General features: G+C 70.8%; 15 protein-coding genes. 13 read left to right on the top strand and 2 right to left on the bottom strand.

The window, feature by feature from the left end:
- Nucleotides 1-182 precede the first annotated feature (182 nt).
- The gene (locus ACTJJZ_RS12680) at nt 183-1,412 is read right to left on the bottom strand and encodes a LysM peptidoglycan-binding domain-containing protein (RefSeq protein WP_440721547.1); all 1,230 of its coding nucleotides are present in this window, start codon (nt 1,410-1,412) and stop codon (nt 183-185) included.
- Nucleotides 1,413-1,589: 177 nt separating this feature from the next.
- On the opposite strand from ACTJJZ_RS12680, the gene ACTJJZ_RS12675 reads away from it, so the two are divergent.
- The gene (locus ACTJJZ_RS12675) at nt 1,590-1,940 is read left to right on the top strand and encodes an Rv2175c family DNA-binding protein (protein ID WP_440721546.1); all 351 of its coding nucleotides are present in this window, start codon (nt 1,590-1,592) and stop codon (nt 1,938-1,940) included.
- A gap of 12 nt (nt 1,941-1,952) precedes the next feature.
- Here ACTJJZ_RS12675 and ACTJJZ_RS12670 read toward each other — a convergent pair whose 3' ends face one another.
- Nucleotides 1,953-3,038: a polyprenyl synthetase family protein gene (locus ACTJJZ_RS12670; protein WP_440721545.1), complete on the bottom strand. Its 1,086-nt coding sequence runs from the start codon at nt 3,036-3,038 to the stop codon at nt 1,953-1,955.
- A gap of 137 nt (nt 3,039-3,175) precedes the next feature.
- Here ACTJJZ_RS12670 and ACTJJZ_RS12665 point away from each other — a divergent pair, with 137 nt between their 5' ends.
- The 12 genes from ACTJJZ_RS12665 (at nt 3,176) to ACTJJZ_RS12610 (ending at nt 16,598) form a co-directional block, all read left to right on the top strand.
- Nucleotides 3,176-3,547, top strand: a complete 372-nt coding sequence (locus ACTJJZ_RS12665; protein WP_440721544.1) for a DUF3040 domain-containing protein — start codon at nt 3,176-3,178, stop codon at nt 3,545-3,547.
- A 252-nt stretch (nt 3,548-3,799) separates the two neighbouring features.
- Entirely contained in the window at nt 3,800-4,231 is a 432-nt protein-coding gene (gene mraZ, locus ACTJJZ_RS12660; protein WP_440721543.1) for a division/cell wall cluster transcriptional repressor MraZ, read from the top strand.
- A gap of 100 nt (nt 4,232-4,331) precedes the next feature.
- Nucleotides 4,332-5,285: a 16S rRNA (cytosine(1402)-N(4))-methyltransferase RsmH gene (rsmH, locus tag ACTJJZ_RS12655; RefSeq protein WP_440721542.1), complete on the top strand. Its 954-nt coding sequence runs from the start codon at nt 4,332-4,334 to the stop codon at nt 5,283-5,285.
- Complete coding sequence (locus tag ACTJJZ_RS12650) at nt 5,282-5,845, top strand: hypothetical protein (protein WP_440721541.1); 564 nt, start codon at nt 5,282-5,284, stop codon at nt 5,843-5,845. The genes rsmH and ACTJJZ_RS12650 overlap by 4 nt, the downstream gene beginning before the upstream one ends.
- 60 nt (nt 5,846-5,905) lie before the next feature.
- On the top strand, nt 5,906-7,693 hold the full coding sequence (locus tag ACTJJZ_RS12645; RefSeq protein ID WP_440721540.1) for a peptidoglycan D,D-transpeptidase FtsI family protein: 1,788 nt from the start codon (nt 5,906-5,908) through the stop codon (nt 7,691-7,693).
- 49 nt (nt 7,694-7,742) lie between these two features.
- Nucleotides 7,743-9,170: a UDP-N-acetylmuramoyl-tripeptide--D-alanyl-D-alanine ligase gene (locus ACTJJZ_RS12640; protein ID WP_440721539.1), complete on the top strand. Its 1,428-nt coding sequence runs from the start codon at nt 7,743-7,745 to the stop codon at nt 9,168-9,170.
- A complete protein-coding gene (mraY, locus tag ACTJJZ_RS12635; protein ID WP_440721538.1) occupies nt 9,167-10,282 on the top strand; it encodes a phospho-N-acetylmuramoyl-pentapeptide-transferase in 1,116 nt (371 codons plus the stop codon). The genes ACTJJZ_RS12640 and mraY overlap by 4 nt, the downstream gene beginning before the upstream one ends.
- Nucleotides 10,279-11,835, top strand: coding sequence for a UDP-N-acetylmuramoyl-L-alanine--D-glutamate ligase (gene murD, locus ACTJJZ_RS12630; RefSeq protein WP_440721635.1), 1,557 nt, complete (start codon nt 10,279-10,281; stop codon nt 11,833-11,835). The genes mraY and murD overlap by 4 nt, the downstream gene beginning before the upstream one ends.
- Nucleotides 11,798-13,048 (top strand): FtsW/RodA/SpoVE family cell cycle protein, encoded by a 1,251-nt coding sequence (locus ACTJJZ_RS12625; RefSeq protein WP_440721537.1) that lies wholly within the window; start codon nt 11,798-11,800, stop codon nt 13,046-13,048. Before murD ends, ACTJJZ_RS12625 begins: the two co-directional genes overlap by 38 nt.
- Nucleotides 13,045-14,118 carry an undecaprenyldiphospho-muramoylpentapeptide beta-N-acetylglucosaminyltransferase gene (gene murG, locus ACTJJZ_RS12620; RefSeq protein WP_440721536.1) on the top strand — a complete coding sequence of 358 codons (1,074 nt, stop codon included), beginning with the start codon at nt 13,045-13,047 and terminating at the stop codon, nt 14,116-14,118. The genes ACTJJZ_RS12625 and murG overlap by 4 nt, the downstream gene beginning before the upstream one ends.
- 72 nt (nt 14,119-14,190) lie before the next feature.
- Nucleotides 14,191-15,591 (top strand): UDP-N-acetylmuramate--L-alanine ligase, encoded by a 1,401-nt coding sequence (gene murC, locus ACTJJZ_RS12615; protein WP_440721535.1) that lies wholly within the window; start codon nt 14,191-14,193, stop codon nt 15,589-15,591.
- A gap of 2 nt (nt 15,592-15,593) precedes the next feature.
- Nucleotides 15,594-16,598 (top strand): FtsQ-type POTRA domain-containing protein, encoded by a 1,005-nt coding sequence (locus tag ACTJJZ_RS12610; protein ID WP_440721534.1) that lies wholly within the window; start codon nt 15,594-15,596, stop codon nt 16,596-16,598.
- The last annotated feature ends 160 nt before the right edge of the window (nt 16,599-16,758 follow it).

The following is a 16,758-nucleotide window of genomic DNA, read 5'->3' as shown; positions in this document are numbered from 1 at the left end:
TCGGTGCCGCTCAGCCGACGCCGCTCGGCGGTCCACGTCTGCGCTCCGACGCTCTTCTGCCACATTTTTCGACTGGTGCGGCAGAGATCGCTGCCGCGCTTGTCAAAAAGTGCAGCGGTGCAGGCGGATCGCGGGGACCGCGCGTTCCGACGGGCAGCCAGGAGCTGCGGTGTCGGTGCCGCTCAGCCCAGGTTCGCGAGCCAGGTCTCGGCCTGCGGCTCCCACAGCCCGTACCGCGCGGGGTACGCCGAGATCTGCACCTCCTGCGCGGCGGCGCTGAATCCCAGGTTCTCCCACCCGGGGATGTCGAGCAGGCCGTTGGTCGACGGCGTGCCCCGGAAGAACGCGGTGATCGCGTAGTCCGCGTTCGCGATCTGCTCCTTCGTACCCCAGCCGGTGCTGGGACGCTGCTGGAACAGGCCCACCGAGTCGCGGTCGCCGCCGGGGTGGTTGGTCAGTCCGGATTCGACCATCGCGGTGGCGAGGGCGATCGCGATGCCGCGCGCGGGGACGCCGAGCTGGCGGCCGATCTGGATGATGCGCTGGGCGTTCGCGGTCTGCTCCGCGGAGAGCGTGACCTGCGGCGCGGTGTAGGTGTCCACGGGCGGCGCTGCCGCCGGGGCCGGCGCTGCGGCCGGCGCCGGAGCGGGGGTCGGGGCGAGCAGGAGCGTCTGGCCCGGGTAGATGATGGCCCCCGGTCCGAGCCCGTTGGCGGCGTAGAGGTTCGCGACGGTCGTCCCGTGCTCGTGCGCGATCGACCACAGCGTGTCGGAGGCGGCGACCGTGTAGCTCGCGGGCGCGGAGGCGGGGGCCGGAACAGGTGCTTCGGCGGGCGCCGGTGCCGCGGGAGCCGCCGGGGCGGCGCTCGCCCCGGCGAGCTGCAGGGTCTGCCCCGGGTAGATGACGGATCCCGGCCCGAGCCCGTTCGCGGCGTACAGGGCGGCGACGGTCGTGCCGTGCTCGTGCGCGATCGACCACAGCGTGTCTCCGGCCGCGACGACGCACGTCGCGGCCGCGGGTGCAGGTGCCGGCGCGGAAGCGGCGGCGGGCGCCGGTGCGGGGGAGAGCTGCAGGATCTGACCCGGCTGCAGCACGCTGTCCCTGCTCAGGCCGTTCCCCGCGATCAGGGCGCCGACGGTCGTGCCGAATCGGAGGGCGATGTCCCACAGGGTGTCGCCGGCCTGCACGGTGTAGCGCCCGCCGGGGGGCGTCGCCTCCTGCCGGAGCACGGCCGCGCGATGTGCCGACGCGTGCGCTCCCCACGGGAGCGACACGAGCTGCGGCGTCGGGCGATGGTCGGCGAAGGTCTCCGCATGGGCAGGCAGCGCGGTGAACGCCGTGGCCATGGTGGTGACCACGGCTGTCGGCACCGTGAGGCTCAGGGTGCGGCGTGCAAGCGGTGTGGTCGTCATGGATCCCCCGGTTCGGACGTCTTATACCGCACGCGCCCCGGTGCGCGTCGATCTCTCGACCGTGTCACGGAAGTTGCTCGGAGTCAATTGCCGTGACGGAAGGTGAGGATGTGCACGATGTGACGAGCGCCGTGGGCCGCGGGGGTGACCGTGTCCCCGAGATGAGATCATGGCTGGGTGTCTGGAACTGAAACGGCGCCCGCGCCGGTGGAATGGCTGACCCTTCCCGAACTGGTCGAGATCCTCGGCGAACCGCTCGGACGCGTCCATCGCCTCTTCGACGAGCAGCATCTCGTCGGCTCCCGCAGGAACGGCCCGTTCGCGGTGCCTGCCGTGTTCCTGCAGGACGATCGCCCGCTTCCGTCGCTGCGCGGCACGATCATCGTGCTGAAGGACGCCGGCTTCTCGGACGACGAGGTCATCGACTGGCTGCTCGACGACGAGGAGTCGATCGGGCGCTCGCCGATCGCCGCGCTGCGCGACGGGCACAAGAGCGAAGTGCGCCGGGTGGCGCGCACGCTGGCCTGAGCGACGGCCCGTTCAGGCGGTGCGCTGGGTCGCGTCCCTCGCGAGTCCGCGCAGCAGTTCGAGAGCCTCCGCGTCCAGCGGCGCGCCGCTCAGCGCGGCCTCGCCGTCGGCCGCGTAGTCCGCGATGAGCCGCTCCACACGCGCGAGCGCCCCCGACTCGGCGATCGTCGCCTGCAGGCTCGCGATCTGATCCGGCGTCAGCTGAGGATCCCCGAGCAGCTCGTCGACCAGGCGGCGCCCCGGTGCGGCCAGCGCCTCCCTCGTCCAGGCGATCAGCAGCGTGCGCTTGCCCTCGCGCAGATCGTCGCCCGCGGGCTTGCCGGTGACGCGCTCGTCGCCGAACACGCCGAGCACGTCGTCGCGGAGCTGGAAGGCCATGCCGAGCGGATGGCCGAACGCACGCAGCGCCGTCCGCTGCGCCTGGTCGGCGCCGGCGAGCGCGGCGCCGATCAGCAATGGCTGCTCCACGCTGTACCGGGCCGCCTTGAGGGAGACGACGCGCAGCGCGCGCTCAGCGTGGTCCGCGTCGTCGTTCACGCTCCAGGCCGACTCCTCGGCGATGTCGAGGAACTGCCCGATCGTGACGTCGCGGCGCATGCGGGCGTACTCCGCACGCGCCGCGTCGGCATGACGGTGGCCGGCGATGCCGAGCTCCAGCAGATCGTCGCTCCACGCCACCAGGAGGTCGCCGAGCAGCACGGCCGACGCCCGCCCGAAAGCGCCGGCGTCGCCGCTCCAGTCCTGCCGCGCATGGGCGGTCTCGAAGGCCCGGTGCGCCGCGGGCCGTCCCCGCCGGGTGTCCGAGTTGTCGATCAGATCGTCGTGCACGAGCGCGGCGGACTGGAAGATCTCGAGGGCCGCGCATGCGTCCCAGAGGCTGCCCGGCTCGACCGTGCTCCCGTGCAGGCTCGCGACCGACGCCCAGCCGGCATGGCAGAACCGGGCGCGCAGCCGCTTGCCGCCGCCGAGCGTGCGCTCCGCGGCCGAGACGAGCGCTGCCGCGTCCGCCCCGTAGGCCTCGGTCTCGTCACGCATCCGCTCGACGAACGCGCTCAGATGCGCAGAGACCTGGTCGATGAGATCGGAGGGGGCGGCCACCCCTTCAGCCTAGCCAGCGCGACCTCGACGACGTGAGCTAGCACGCAGGATCCCCATCCGCAACTCCAAGGTGATTTCCTAGCCTGGCGGTTCCCGGCGCGCGTAGACTGTGATCAACACCACCCGAGGGGGATGAAATGCCACTCTCCGAACAGGAGCAGCGCCTGCTCGATGAGATGGAGCGCCATCTCATGCAGAACGACGCCGACGTCGTCTCCGCGCACCCAGGCGACCGCGCGCTCAGCTATCGCAATCTCATCTACGGCGCCGTGCTGCTGCTGGCCGGCATCGGCGGACTGATCGTCGGTGTCGTCGTCGGCGGCGTCGGCGGGATCATCGTCGGCGTGATCGCCTTCGCGGCGATGCTCGGCGGCCTGATGCTGGCCTTCACGCCCGTGCACCGGGGTGGCGGGCGCGGCCCGGGCTCCAGTACCAAGACGAAAGAGCCGTCGCCGTCGTTCATGGATCGCATGAACGACCGCTGGGATCGCCGCCACGAGGATCACTGACACCTCCCGGAAGACTTTGAGGGCCCGAGACGATTCGTCGTCCGGGCCCTTTTCCGTGCGCTGAGGCGCCCCCTTCTCCCACAAACCCCTCCATTTCGCTCCACCGGCCCCTGACCCCCGGAATCCCGCGGTTCAGGGGCCTTCTTCGTGTGCGGGAACAGGTGATCGGAAGCGCACGAGGGTATCAAAATGGAGGGAAGTGGAGTAAAGTGGAGGAAACGGCGCGGAACGGGGTGGAAGGGGGCGAGGCGCATGTTGCTCGGCACTCATTCCCCCAAGCTCGACGACAAGGGCCGCGTCATCCTCCCCGCCAAGTTCCGTGAGGATCTGGCAGGAGGCGTCGTGGTCACACGAGGGCAGGACCGCTGCCTCTACGTGTTCAGCACGACCGAGTTCGAGAGCGTGCACGAGCGGATCCGTCAGGCGCCGCTCAGCAACAAGGAGGCGCGCGCCTTCCTGCGGATGTTCCTCTCCGGCGCCAGTGCCGAGATGCCGGACAGCCAGAACCGCATCACCATCCCCGCCCACCTGCGCGCGTACGCCGGTCTGGGCAAGGAGCTCGTCGTCACGGGTGTCGGTGCGCACGCCGAGATCTGGGACGCCGCGGCGTGGAACGCCTACGCCGAAGGACACGAAGACGCATTCGCCGAGTTGGAGGAGGAGGTGATCCCCGGCCTGTTCTGACCCTGGCTGTGACTCCCAGCCGCTCCCGCCCCGGCGCACCTTCCCCGGTGCCGGGTCGAGCGGATGGGGATCAGAGTCCGGGACAGACCACGAGGAGCTCATGGACATCCGACAGATCCACACCCCGGTGATGCTCGACCGCTGCGTCGAACTGCTCGCCCCCGCGCTGCAGCACGAGGGCGCGGTGCTGGTGGACGCCACGCTCGGGATGGGCGGCCACTCCGAGGCCTTCCTGCAGCGCCTGCCGAACATCCGGCTGATCGGACTGGATCGAGACACCGACGCCCTGCGGATCGCGGGGGAGCGGCTCTCCCGGTTCGGCGACAGGGTCACGCTGGTGCACACGGTCTACGACGCGATAGGCGAGCACGCGCAGGGCGCCTCCGGGATCCTGTTCGACCTCGGGGTCTCCTCGCTGCAGCTGAACGAGGCCGACCGCGGCTTCGCCTACGCCAAGGACGCGCCCCTGGACATGCGCATGGACCAGACCTCCGGCACGACCGCGGCCGAGGTCCTGGCGACGTACAGCGAAGGGCAGCTGCGGCGGATCTTCGAGCGGTACGGCGAGGAGAAGCTCGCCGGCCGCTACGCCAGGGCGATCGTGCGGGCGCGCGAGGGCGCGCCTCTGGAGCGCTCGGGTCAGCTCGTCGACATCCTGCAGGAGGCCACGCCCGCCGCGGTCGCACGCGCCGGGCATCCTGCCAAGCGGGTGTTCCAGGCGCTGCGGATCGAGGTCAACCGGGAGCTCAACGTCCTCGCGGACGCGATCCCCGCGGCCATGGATGCGCTGACCGTGGGCGGGCGCATCGTCGTGATGTCGTACCAGTCCCTCGAGGACCGGCTCGTCAAGCAGGCTTTCGCGGCGGCCTCGGCCTCGACGGCCCCCGCCGGGCTGCCCGTCGAGCTGCCGGAGCACGCACCGCGGTTCCGGACGCTGACCAAGGGCGCGGAGCAGGCGGACGAGGCCGAGCGGTCCGCCAATCCCCGTGCGATTCCGGTGCGCCTGCGGGCGGCGGAACGTGTGAGAGACGATCAGAGGAGCGCGGCGCGATGAGCCTGGCAGATCCGACCCTGAGGGAACCGGCTCTCGACGAGCCGATCCGCTCCCGCCACCTGCGCGCGATCGAGCGGCCGTCTCATCGGCGTCGGCCCCGCCTGGCCTACGCGATCGTCGCGCTGGCCGGGGCCGCGCTCATCGGGGGTGCACAGATCGCGTTGTCGATCGCGACCACTCAGGACTCGTTCGTGGTCTCGCAGCTGAACCAGCAGAACAAGATGCTGAACTGGCAGGCGCAGGCGGCCGCGCAGGAGCTGGACGGCGTCAGCTCGCCGCAGGCGCTCGCGGCCAAGGCCTCGGCGATGGGTCTCGTCGTGGGCGGCAGCACCAACTACCTGCGCCTGAGCGACGGCACGGTGATCGGCGCTGCCGGCCCCGCGGCGGTGGCCTCCACCGTCGATCCGACCAAGAACGGCGGTGTCGCGAACGCACTGGTCCACGACACGCCGCCGTCGCCCGCGCCCGCGAAGCCCGGCACAGGCGTACAACCGAAGACGGGGACGTCCCTGGTGGCCCCGCCCACGGCCGAGGGCCTTCCGACTCCCACGATCCGCTGATCAGGCGGGCACGACCCGCACCTCAGAGAACACAGACCGCGAGACCCGGACGGAGATCCCATGACCACCCGAGCGACCCGGACACCGCGGCGTCGGACCGTCATCGCCCTCGCCGTGATCCTCGCGGTCGTCTGCGGATTCCTCGTGCGTCTCGTCGACATCCAGGTGGTGAACGCCGCGGCCAACGTGAAGGAGTCGCGTGGCGACACCGGTCTGGGCATCACGCGGACCCTCGACGGCGCGCGCGGGTCGATCCTCGACCAGAACGGCACGGTTCTGGCGGAGAGCCAGCTGGTGTACGACCTCCAGATGGACCCTTCGGCCATGCACGGACTCGAGACGGGGAAGACCAAGCCCAAGCTCCCCTGGGCCAAGGCCGCCGACAAGATCGCGGCGATCACCGGGCAGACCGGCGACGAGGTGCGCAAGATCGCGTCCGACGCGCTGGCGGCGAACCCGGACTCGCAGTACGCCGAGATCAAGAAGGGGCTGAGCACCGAGCAGTTCCTGAAGATCCGCGCGCTCGGCCTGGACTACCTCACGCCTGTGTCCCGCAGCGTGCGGGTCTACCCGAACGGCGCCGTCGCGGGCAACCTGATCGGCTTCATCGCCGGCAACGGCGACAGGGAAGGACTCGAGGAGTTGCAGAACTCCTGCCTGAGCGCGACCAAGGGCACGGAGACGTACCTCACCGGCAACGACGGCGTGGTCATCCCCGGCAGCATGACGGAGAAGCCCGCCGTGGACGGCGGCACCGTGAAGCTCACGATCAACACCGAGCTGCAATGGTACCTGCAGCAGATGATCATGGAGGAAGCCAAGGCGCAGGGCGCCAAGGCCGGCACGGTCACGGTGGTCGAGGTCGGCACCGGCAAGATCCGGGCGGCGGCGGAGTACCCGTCCGTCGATCCGAACAACCCCGGCGCCTCGGATCCGGACGACCGGGGATCGCGGATCTTCTCGACGAGCTTCGAGCCAGGGTCCACGTTCAAGGCCATCACCGCGGCCGCCGTGATGGAGCACGCGAACGTGAACTCCTCGACCTCGGTCAACGCGTCCAGCCACGAGAAGTTCCCGAACGGCGCGGTGATCAACGACGCGTTCGAGCACCCCGCCTACGACTACACCCTGGCCGGCGCCCTCATCGACTCCTCGAACGTCGCGCTCTCGAAGTTCGGCGACATGGTCACCGACCAGCAGCGCTACGACGAGCTGGTCAAGTTCGGGGTGGGCAGCAAGACCGCGATCGACTTCCCCGGCGAGGCCTCGGGCATCATCCACCCGGTCAAGGACTGGGACTACCAGTCGCATTACACGACCACATTCGGCCAGTACTACACCGTGACGGCGCCCCAGGTCGCCAGCGCCTACCAGACCATCGCGAACGGGGGCGTGAAGGTGCCGCTGTCGCTGGTCGAGTCGTGCACGACCGCGAACGGCAAGGTCACCGAGGCACCGGCGCCGAAGCCGCAGCGCGTGTTCGATCCGGCCAAGGACGCCGAGCTCAGCCGCATCCTCGAGAACGTGGCGGTGCAGGACACAGCTGTGGCCGACCAGATCAAGATCCCCGGCTACCGCATCGCGATCAAGACGGGCACCGCGCAGAAGCCGGATCCGAAGACCGGCGCGTACAAGGAGGGGGTCTACTTCACGAGCATGGTCGGCTACGCCCCCGCCGAGCACCCGCAGTACGTGGTCGTCGTCACCCTCGACGAGCCCACTAGGGTAACCTCGTCTGCGGCCACCGCGCCCGCCTTCCAGAAGGCGATGACGCAGGTGCTGAAGACCTATCGCGTGCAGCCGTCGACGGACCCGATGGAACCGCTGCTCCCCAAGTTCAAGGAATGACCGCGCTCATCGGATCGCGCGTCATCGCCCCGGAGGATCCCTTCGCATCATGATCGCTCTGTCACTCGGGGAGATCGCCGGCATCGTCGGCGGCACCCTGCACACCGTCGGGGACCACGACCCCGCATCGATCGTCTCCGGCGTCGTCGACACGGACTCGCGCCAGATGACGGCCGGCGGCGTGTTCGTCGCCAAGCCAGGAGAGCACACCGACGGGCATCGCTTCGTCGGCGCGGCCCTCGAAGGCGGCGCGGTCCTCGCGATCGTCGAGCACCGCGTGGAGGACGAGATCTCGCAGATCGTCGTCGCGGACGTCGTCGACGCCATCGCGGAGCTCGCGCGTGCGGTGGTCGCGCGGGTGCGCGCTGCGGGCGGGCTGCGCATCGTCGGCGTGACCGGCTCGAACGGCAAGACCACGACGAAGAACTTCCTCGCCCGGATCCTTCAGGACGAGGGCGAGACCGTGGCGCCCATCGCCTCGTACAACAACGAGGTCGGCGCCCCCCTGACCATGCTCCGGATCACCGACTCGACCCGCTTCCTGGTGTGCGAGTTCGGCGCCAGCGCGCCCGGCGAGATCGCGCGGCTGGCCGGCCTGGTCCATCCCGACGTGGTGATCGAGCTCATGGTCGGACTCGCGCATGCCGGCGGCTTCGGCGGCATCGAGGAGACCGCGCGGGCCAAGGCCGAGCTCATCGACGCCGCGGACGCGGCGGGCACGGCCGTGCTCAACATCGACGACTCCCGTGTGGCCGCGATGCGTCCTCGCGCCGAGGCGCGCGGACTGCGCATCGTCGGGTTCGGGCAGGGCACCGCGGCAGACGTGCGCGCGGCGGACATCGACGTGAGCGCCGCCGGAACGTCCTGCACCGTGCACGTGCGGACCGCCGCCGGCGACGAGCGCGCGCTGCCGCTGACCCTGCAGGTGCTGGGCGCGCACCACGTGAACAACGCCCTCGCCGCGATCACGGCCTCCGCCGTCCTCGGCGTGGACCCGGCCGCCGCGATCGCCCGCCTGGAGACGGTGCAGATCGCGGAGCGCTGGCGCATGCAGCCGATGGGCAGCGACGAGGTGCGCATCATCAACGACGCCTACAACGCCAGCCCCGACTCCATGGCGGCGGCCCTGCGCACGCTCGCGCAGATCACCGGACCGGGGGAGCGCACGGTCGCCGTCCTCGGCGCGATGAGCGAGCTCGGCGAGGCCGCCGGCGACGAGCACGACCGGATCGGACTGCTCGCGGTGCGCCTGAACATCCAGCGCATCGTGGTCGTGGGCGCCGAGGCCCGGCGCCTCTACCTGGCCGCGGTCGGAGAGGGGTCCTGGGACGGCGAGGCCGTGCACCTGCCCGACGCCGAGGCCGCGTTCGAGTATCTGCGCGACGAACTGCGCCCCGGCGACCGGGTGCTGGTGAAGTCCTCCAACTCCGCAGGACTCAGGTTCCTCGGCGATCGTCTGGGAGAATCGTTCTCGTGAGATCCCTGCTGACCGCCGCCGCGATCTCCCTCGCGTTCACGCTCCTGCTGACGCCGGTCTTCCTCCGGCTGTTCCGGAGGTGGGGCTGGGGGCAGGTGATCCGCACGCCCGAGGCGATCGAGAACCCGAGCCACCACGCCAAGCGCGGCACGCCGACCATGGGCGGCGTGATCTTCATCCTCGGCACCATCGTCGGCTACAGCGTGGGAACGTTCACCGGCGGCAGCTATCCGACCCCGTCCGGGCTGCTGGTGATCTGGCTCATGGTCGGGTTCGGCGCCGTGGGATTCATCGACGACTACATGAAACTGCGGCAGCAGCGCAGCCTCGGGCTGTCCGGCTGGCGCAAGATCGTCGGGCAGGTGCTCGTCATGGTGCCGTTCGGGATCGTCGCCCTCACGGTGCGCAGCGCCGCAGGCAACACGCCGGCGAGCGGGTTCGTGTCGCTGTTCCGCGACATCCCCGTGCTGTCGATGTTCGCGTTCGGCGCGGTCGCGGGATGGCTGCTCTACCTCGCCTGGATCTCCGTGATCGGGATCGCCACCTCGAACAGCGTGAACCTCACCGACGGCCTGGACGGCCTGGCTGCCGGGTCGGGCGTGTTCGTCATCGGCTCGTACAGCCTCATCTCGTTCTGGCAGTTCAAGCAGTCCTGCACGGCCGAGAACCTCTCCTCGTCGTCCCTGGCGGGCTGCTACAGCGTCGCGCACCCGTTCGACCTCGCGGTGATCTCGGCGTCCTTCGTGGGCGCGCTCATCGGATTCCTGTGGTGGAACGCGCCCAAGGCGAAGGTGTTCATGGGCGACGTGGGATCCATGTCGATCGGCGGCGTGATCGCCGCGCTCGCGATCCTCACCCGCACCGAGCTGCTGCTGGTCCTGCTCGCGGGCGTGTTCATCATCGCGCCGGGCTCGGTCATCGTGCAGCTGACGTACTTCAAGCTCACCCGCGGCAAGCGGCTGTTCCTGCAGAGCCCGTTCCATCACCATCTGGAGATGCGCGGCTGGCCCGAGGCGACCATCGTGGTGCGGATGTGGATCATCGCCGGCCTGCTCTCGGTGTCGGCGTTCGGGCTCTTCTACGTCGAGTGGCTGAGGCTGACCAGCTCATGACGCGGGATCTCGACGCCCTGATCAGCTGGCACGCGGACTGGCAGGGGCTGCGGGTCGCCGTGCTCGGCCTGTCCGTTACCGGCTTCTCCGTCGCGGACACCCTCGCAGAGCTCGGCGCGGAGGTGCTCGTGCTCAGCGAGAGCGCGAGCGAGGAGTACGAGCGGCTGCTCCCGGTGATCGGCGCCGACCTGCGGATCGGAGCCCTGGACGCCGTGCCGGAGGAGCTCGAGGCGTTCGCCCCCGAGGTCGTCATCGCCTCCCCGGGCTTCTCGCCCTCGCATCCCGTGATCGCCTGGGCCCGCGCCCAGGGCATCCCGCTGTGGGGTGATGTGGAGCTGGCCTGGCGGGTGCGCGACAAGGTGCTCCGCCCCGACGGCACGCCCGCGGAGTGGGTGCTCATCACCGGCACCAACGGCAAGACGACCACGACGCAGCTCGCCGCCACGATGCTCGTCGCGGGGGGCCTGCGCGCTGCACCGTGCGGCAACATCGGCGTGCCGGTGCTCGACGCGGTGCGCGATCCTGCCCCCTTCGACGTGCTCGTCGTCGAGCTGTCCAGCCACCAGCTGTGGTACCTCGGCCTCACCGATCCGGCCGCCCAGCCCGTGCCGTACGCGACCACGTGCCTGAACCTCGCCGACGACCACCTCGTCTGGCACGGCAGCGCCGAGGCGTACCGCGCGGCCAAGGCCCTCGTGTACCGCAACACGCGGGTGGCCTGCGTGTACAACAAGGCCGACCTGGCGACGCGGCGGATGGTCGAGGAGGCCGACGTCGTCGAGGGGGCGCGCGCGATCGGCTTCGGGCTGGGGATCCCCGGTCCCAGCGACTTCGGCGTCGTCGAGGGGATCCTCGCGGACCGGGCGTTCCTCGACGATCGCCGCAACAGCGCGCTCGAGCTGGCCACGGTCGAAGGCCTCGCCGCACACGGCCTGAACGCCCCGCACATCGTGCAGAACATCCTCGCGGCGGCGGCGCTCGCCCGCTCGCTCGGGGTGGAGCCGGAGGCGATCAGCGCGGCCCTGGACGGCTTCCGCCTGGACCCGCACCGGATCGAGGTCGTGGCGCGCGCCGGCGGCATCACCTGGGTGGACGACTCCAAAGCCACCAACCCGCACGCGGCGCAGTCCTCGCTGCAGGCGTTCCCCGGTGCGATCTGGGTCGTCGGCGGCGACCTGAAGGGCGTCGACCTGTCCGAGCTCGTCGCCGGCGCGGGGTCCACGGCGCGGGCCGCGCTCGTGATCGGGGCCGAGCGCGGCGAGGTGCTCGAGGCGTTCGCACGACACGCGCCCGCGGTGCGCGTGATCGAGGTCGTCCCCGGCGACACTGAAGAGGTCATGACCCGCGTCGTCGAACTGGCGGCGGGCATCGCGCAGGACGGGGACACCGTGCTCCTCGCGCCCGCAGCGGCGTCCTTCGACCAGTTCCGCAGCTACGCGGATCGCGGTCATCGCTTCGCCGAGGCGGTGCGGCAGTGGATCGGTCAGGGGTCAGCCGAACGAATCGAGGAGTCCGGTGACGCAGGTGGCAGCACGCCCGACGGCCAGGCCTGAGGCCGAGCCGCGCGTCGACGGCCTGGCGGCACGGGTGCGACTGGGGCGCGTCTTCCGCCCCGTGTCCACCGAGTTCACGCTGATCGCGTCGAGCGCCCTGATGCTGACGCTCTTCGGCCTCGTGATGATCCTCTCCGCGTCCAGCGCCAACGCGCTGGACGAAGGGCGGGGCCCCTACGCGATCGCGCTCTCCCAGGCGCTGATCGCGGCGGTCGGTGTGCCGCTGATGTTCCTGATGAGCCGGCTGCCCGTCCGATTCTGGAAGCGCACGGCCTGGCTGCTGCTGATCGGCTCCGTCGGCGCCCAGCTGCTGGTGTTCACCCCGCTCGGGCACAGCAACGACGGCAACACCAACTGGCTGAACATCGCCGGGCAGCAGTTCCAGCCCTCGGAGCTCATCAAGCTCTCGCTCGCGATCTGGGCCGGTTTCATCCTGTGGCGCAAGCAGGAGTTGCTGGGCCGCTGGCAGCACGTGTTCATCCCGCTGCTGCCCGTCGCGTTCTTCGCGATCGGATCGGTCTACGGCGGTGGAGACCTCGGCACCTCGATGGTGCTGTTCCTGCTGCTGCTGGGCACGATGTTCTTCTCCGGGGTCCGCCTGCGGATCTTCATCCTGCCGATGCTCGTGATCGCGGTGGCGGTGGCGGTCTTCGCGTTCACGAACGACCGGCGCCGGAAGCTGATCCTCAGCCTCTTCAGCCCGCAGAGCGACGCGAGCTGCTACCACGACGGGTGCTGGCAGCAGGTGCATGCCATCTGGGGCATGGCCAACGGCGGCGTCTTCGGCCTGGGACTGGGCAATTCGCACGAGAAGTACGGCTGGCTCCCCGCCGCCTCCAACGACTACATCTTCGCGATCGTCGGAGAGGAGCTCGGCCTGATCGGCTGCGCGCTCGTGCTCGGCCTGTTCGTGCTGTTCGCGGTCGCGGTGTTCCGGATGATCCGCAAGAGCGACGATCTTTTCGTCCGGGTCGCTGCCGGCGGCATCGTGGTGTGGATCCTCTCCCAGGCGCTCATCAACATCGGCGTGGTGCTGCGGATCTTCCCCGTGCTGGGTGTGCCGCTGCCGTTCATGTCGCAGGGCGGCACGTCGCTGCTGTCCGTGCTGATGGCGTGCGGCGTACTGTTGTCGTTCGCGCGCACGCTGCCGGCGGACGCGCGGGCAGCCGCCGGATCCGCGCGTGCAGGCGGGTCCGGTAAAGTCCTCCGGTGACCACGTTTCTCCTGGCCGGCGGCGGCACCGCCGGGCACGTCAACCCGCTGCTCGCCGTCGCCGACGCACTGCGCGCCCGCGATCCGGAGGCCGGCGTGCTCGTGCTCGGCACCAGGGAGGGGCTGGAGGCGCGACTGGTCCCCGAACGGGGGTACGAGCTGCTCGCCGTCGACAAGGTGCCCTTCCCGCGGCGTCCGAACAGGGCCGCCCTGGCATTCCCGGTGCGGTTCGCGCGCGCCGTGAAGCAGGCCAGGGAGCACCTCCGGGAGCACGGCGTGGACGCGGTCATCGGCTTCGGCGGCTACGCCTCGGCCCCCGCCTATGTCGCAGCCCGCCGCGAGCGGATCCCCTTCGTCGTGCACGAGGCGAACGCCCGCCCCGGTCTCGCGAATGTGCTCGGCGCCCGCAGCGCCGCGGCGGTCGGGGTCGCATTCCCCGGGACGCCGCTGCGTGGCGGAACCGTCGTCGGCATGCCGCTGCGGCGCGAGATCGTCGACCTCGACCGATCGGCGCTGCGCGCCGAGGCGGCGGCGGCGTTCGGCCTCGACCCCGCCCGTCCCGTGCTGCTGGTGTTCGGCGGGTCCCTGGGTGCGCAGCGGCTGAACGAGGCCATCGCCGGATCCTGGCGGAGCATCCTCGAGGCCGGCTGGCAGATCCTGCACGCCACCGGCGACCGCTCCGACATGCCCGACCCGGGCGTCGCCGGGTACACGCTGCGCCGCTACCTGGACCGGATGGATCTCGCGTTCGCGCTGGCCGACGTGGTGCTGTCCCGCGCGGGGGCCGCCACCGTGAGCGAGATCAGCGCGCTGGGCATCCCGGCGATCTACGTGCCCTATGCCGTCGGCAACGGCGAGCAGCGCTTGAACGCGGCCGCGGCGATCGACAGCGGCGCCGCGATCCTCATCGAGGACGCGGAGCTGGACGGCGACCGGATCCGCAGCGAGGTGATCGGGCTGCTCCAGGACGAGGACCGCCGCCGAGCCATGGCACAGGCCGCGGAGCGCGTCGGATCCCGCACCGGCACCGAGGATCTCATCGCGCTCACCGACCGCGCCCTCTCCCGCTGAGCCTCGCCGCCGCCCCGGACCCGGCGTGCCAGGCCCCCGGACCGGTGCGCTGCGACTTAGGATGATTCAGTCATGATCAGACCCGACCTCACCCTGCCGATTCCGGACCGCATCACCGCTGCACACTTCATCGGCATCGGCGGATCGGGCATGTCGGGCCTGGCCCGGATGTTCCTCGACGCCGGCATCCGCGTCTCCGGCAGCGACCGGGCCGACAGCGCCAACCTGCGGGCTCTCGCGGCCCTCGGTGCCGACGTGCACGTCGGCCACGACGCCGCCAACCTGGGCGACGCCGACACCGTGGTGCACACCGGGGCGATCTGGCCGGAGAACCCGGAGTTCGTGCTCGCCAAGGAGCGCGGCCTGCAGGTGATCCACCGTTCCCAGGCCCTGCACTGGCTGATCGGCGGGCGCCGGCTGGTGTCCGTCGCGGGTGCGCACGGCAAGACCACGTCGACGGGCATGATCGTCACCGCACTGCTCGCGCTCGGCGCCGACCCGAACTTCGTCAACGGCGGCGTGATCGAGCAGCTCGGCGCGTCGAGCTCCACGGGCAGCGGCGACCTGTTCGTGATCGAGGCCGACGAGTCCGACGGCACGTTCCTGCTCTACGACACCTCAGTCGCCCTGATCACGAACGTCGACCCCGATCACCTGGACCACTACGGATCCGACGAGGCCTTCCACGACGCCTTCGTGACGTTCGCGAACGAGGCGAGCGAGGCGGTCGTGATCTCCAGCGACGACGCCGGCGCGCTCCGCGTGCGCGCGGGGCTCACGCACTCGAACGTCATCTCGTTCGGCCTCGCCGAGGACGCCGATCTGCGCATCACCGATGTCGTCACCGACGGTCCGGTCGCCGCCACTCTGACCCTCCGCGGCGAAAGCGCGCGCATGCAGCTCGCAGTCCCCGGCGTGCACAACGCGATCAACGCCGCGGGCGCGGTCGCCGTGCTCGGCACGCTGGGCTACGGCCTGGCGGAGTCGGTCCGGGCGGTCGAGGGCTTCGCGGGCACGGTGCGCCGGCTCGAGCTGCATGGCGCCGAGCGCGGCGTCAGCGTGTACGACGACTACTCGCACCACCCGACGGAGGTGCGCGCCGCGCTCGAGGCCATGCGCACGATCTCCGGATCCGGCCGGATCATCGCGATCCAGCAGCCGCACACCTACTCCCGCACGCAGCACATGTTCCAGGAGTTCGCCGACGTGCTGGAGACCTACGCGGACCACACCGTGATGCTCGACGTCTACGGCGCCCGCGAGGACCCGGTCCCCGGCGTCACCGGCGAGCTGGTCAGCGACGCGTTCGCCGACCCCGCCCACGTGCACTACGTCGCGGACTGGCAGCAGGCCGCGGAGTACACCGCGACCGTGGCCCGGGAGGGCGACGTCGTGATCACGCTCGGCTGCGGCAACGTCTACCAGATCATCCCGCAGGTGCTCGAGGCGCTCCGCGCGACCGCCGAGGACTGAGCGTGCGCCGGCCGTCCGCGATCCCGACCTCGGCGCCGCCGACCGAACGGGCGGAGCCGGCGCGCTCGGCTGCGCCGTCCACGCAGGCGCGCATCCTCCCCGCGGATGTGCGCCCGCCGCATGTGGGCTTCCGCGAGGACGCGGCTCCGCAGCGGACTGCGGCGCCGATCCCGCTGGACGCCGCGTCCCTGCGCGGCGAGAGCACGCCGTCCGCCGATCCTGCCGAGAGCGGTGCCGGGCAAGGGGACGGTCCGCTCACGGCACGGGACCTGTGGCAGGCCGCACGGGCGCGCAGGCGAGCACTGCGCGCCGAGATCCGTCGGTTCACGCAGCGCTCCCGGCGCCGCCGGATCGGCTGGGCCGTGGCCGCACTCGTCGCCGTGCTGGTGGTCGGCGGGAGCGTGGGCGCGGCGTACAGCCCGCTCTTCGCCGTGCAGACCATCTCGGTCGAGGGCACGAGCGCGCTCAAGGCGCGCGACGTGCAGAAGGCCTTGTCGAGCCAGTTGGGCAGGCCGCTGGCGCTCGTGGATTCGAGCGCGGTGAAGGCGGCGCTCGTCGGCTTCCCGCTCATCGAGACGTATCAGCTCGAGGCGCATCCGCCGCACGACCTGGTGGTCAAGATCGTGGAGCGCACCCCCGTCGGCGTCGTGGCGTCCGAGCGCGGATTCACCGTGGTGGACGCCGCGGGCGTGCCGCTCTCCACGACCGACGACCGTCCGGCCGGCTACGCCCTCATCGACCTCAAAGGCGGCACGGACGCGTCGTCCTTCCGTGGCGTCGGCGTCGTGCTGCGCACGCTCCCCGCGGCGCTGCGGGCCCAGGTCGACAGCGTCACCGCGCCCACCCCGGACGACATCACGCTGCAGCTGAGCAGCGGGACGAAGATCGTGTGGGGGAGCCCGGACCAGTCCGCGTTGAAGGCGACCACGCTGCAGAAGCTGATGGCGGCGAGCCCCGACCACGGCATGTACGACGTGTCATCGCCGAACGTCGGCGTCGTCGGCTGACGCTGCACCTCTTCCGGAGGTGAATCCGGACATCGATCCCGGACACGCGCGTGTCGCTTGGGCCCGGGACGGGTGCTGCCGCTTACCTTCGATCAAGAGAAAGCAATACCGGGAAATACTTTAACCTTCTGCCTGAGGTTTAAGGTTCTCCCGGCTCAAG

The organism is Microbacterium sp. 22242, assembly GCF_052045495.1.
Taxonomy (GTDB): Bacteria; Actinomycetota; Actinomycetes; order Actinomycetales; family Microbacteriaceae; genus Microbacterium.
This window is presented reverse-complemented; position numbering and strand designations above follow the sequence as displayed.

Excerpts from the sequence above, each read along its gene's own strand:
- murC (WP_440721535.1), top strand. The coding sequence starts at position 14,191 with ATGATCAGACCCGACCTCACCCTGCCGATTCCGGACCGCATCACCGCT.
- ACTJJZ_RS12640 (WP_440721539.1), top strand. The coding sequence starts at position 7,743 with ATGATCGCTCTGTCACTCGGGGAGATCGCCGGCATCGTCGGCGGCACC.
- ACTJJZ_RS12645 (WP_440721540.1), top strand. The coding sequence starts at position 5,906 with ATGACCACCCGAGCGACCCGGACACCGCGGCGTCGGACCGTCATCGCC.
- ACTJJZ_RS12680 (WP_440721547.1), bottom strand. The coding sequence starts at position 1,412 with ATGACGACCACACCGCTTGCACGCCGCACCCTGAGCCTCACGGTGCCG.
- mraZ (WP_440721543.1), top strand. The coding sequence starts at position 3,800 with ATGTTGCTCGGCACTCATTCCCCCAAGCTCGACGACAAGGGCCGCGTC.
- ACTJJZ_RS12665 (WP_440721544.1), top strand. The coding sequence starts at position 3,176 with ATGCCACTCTCCGAACAGGAGCAGCGCCTGCTCGATGAGATGGAGCGC.
- murD (WP_440721635.1), top strand. The coding sequence starts at position 10,279 with ATGACGCGGGATCTCGACGCCCTGATCAGCTGGCACGCGGACTGGCAG.
- rsmH (WP_440721542.1), top strand. The coding sequence starts at position 4,332 with ATGGACATCCGACAGATCCACACCCCGGTGATGCTCGACCGCTGCGTC.
- ACTJJZ_RS12650 (WP_440721541.1), top strand. The coding sequence starts at position 5,282 with ATGAGCCTGGCAGATCCGACCCTGAGGGAACCGGCTCTCGACGAGCCG.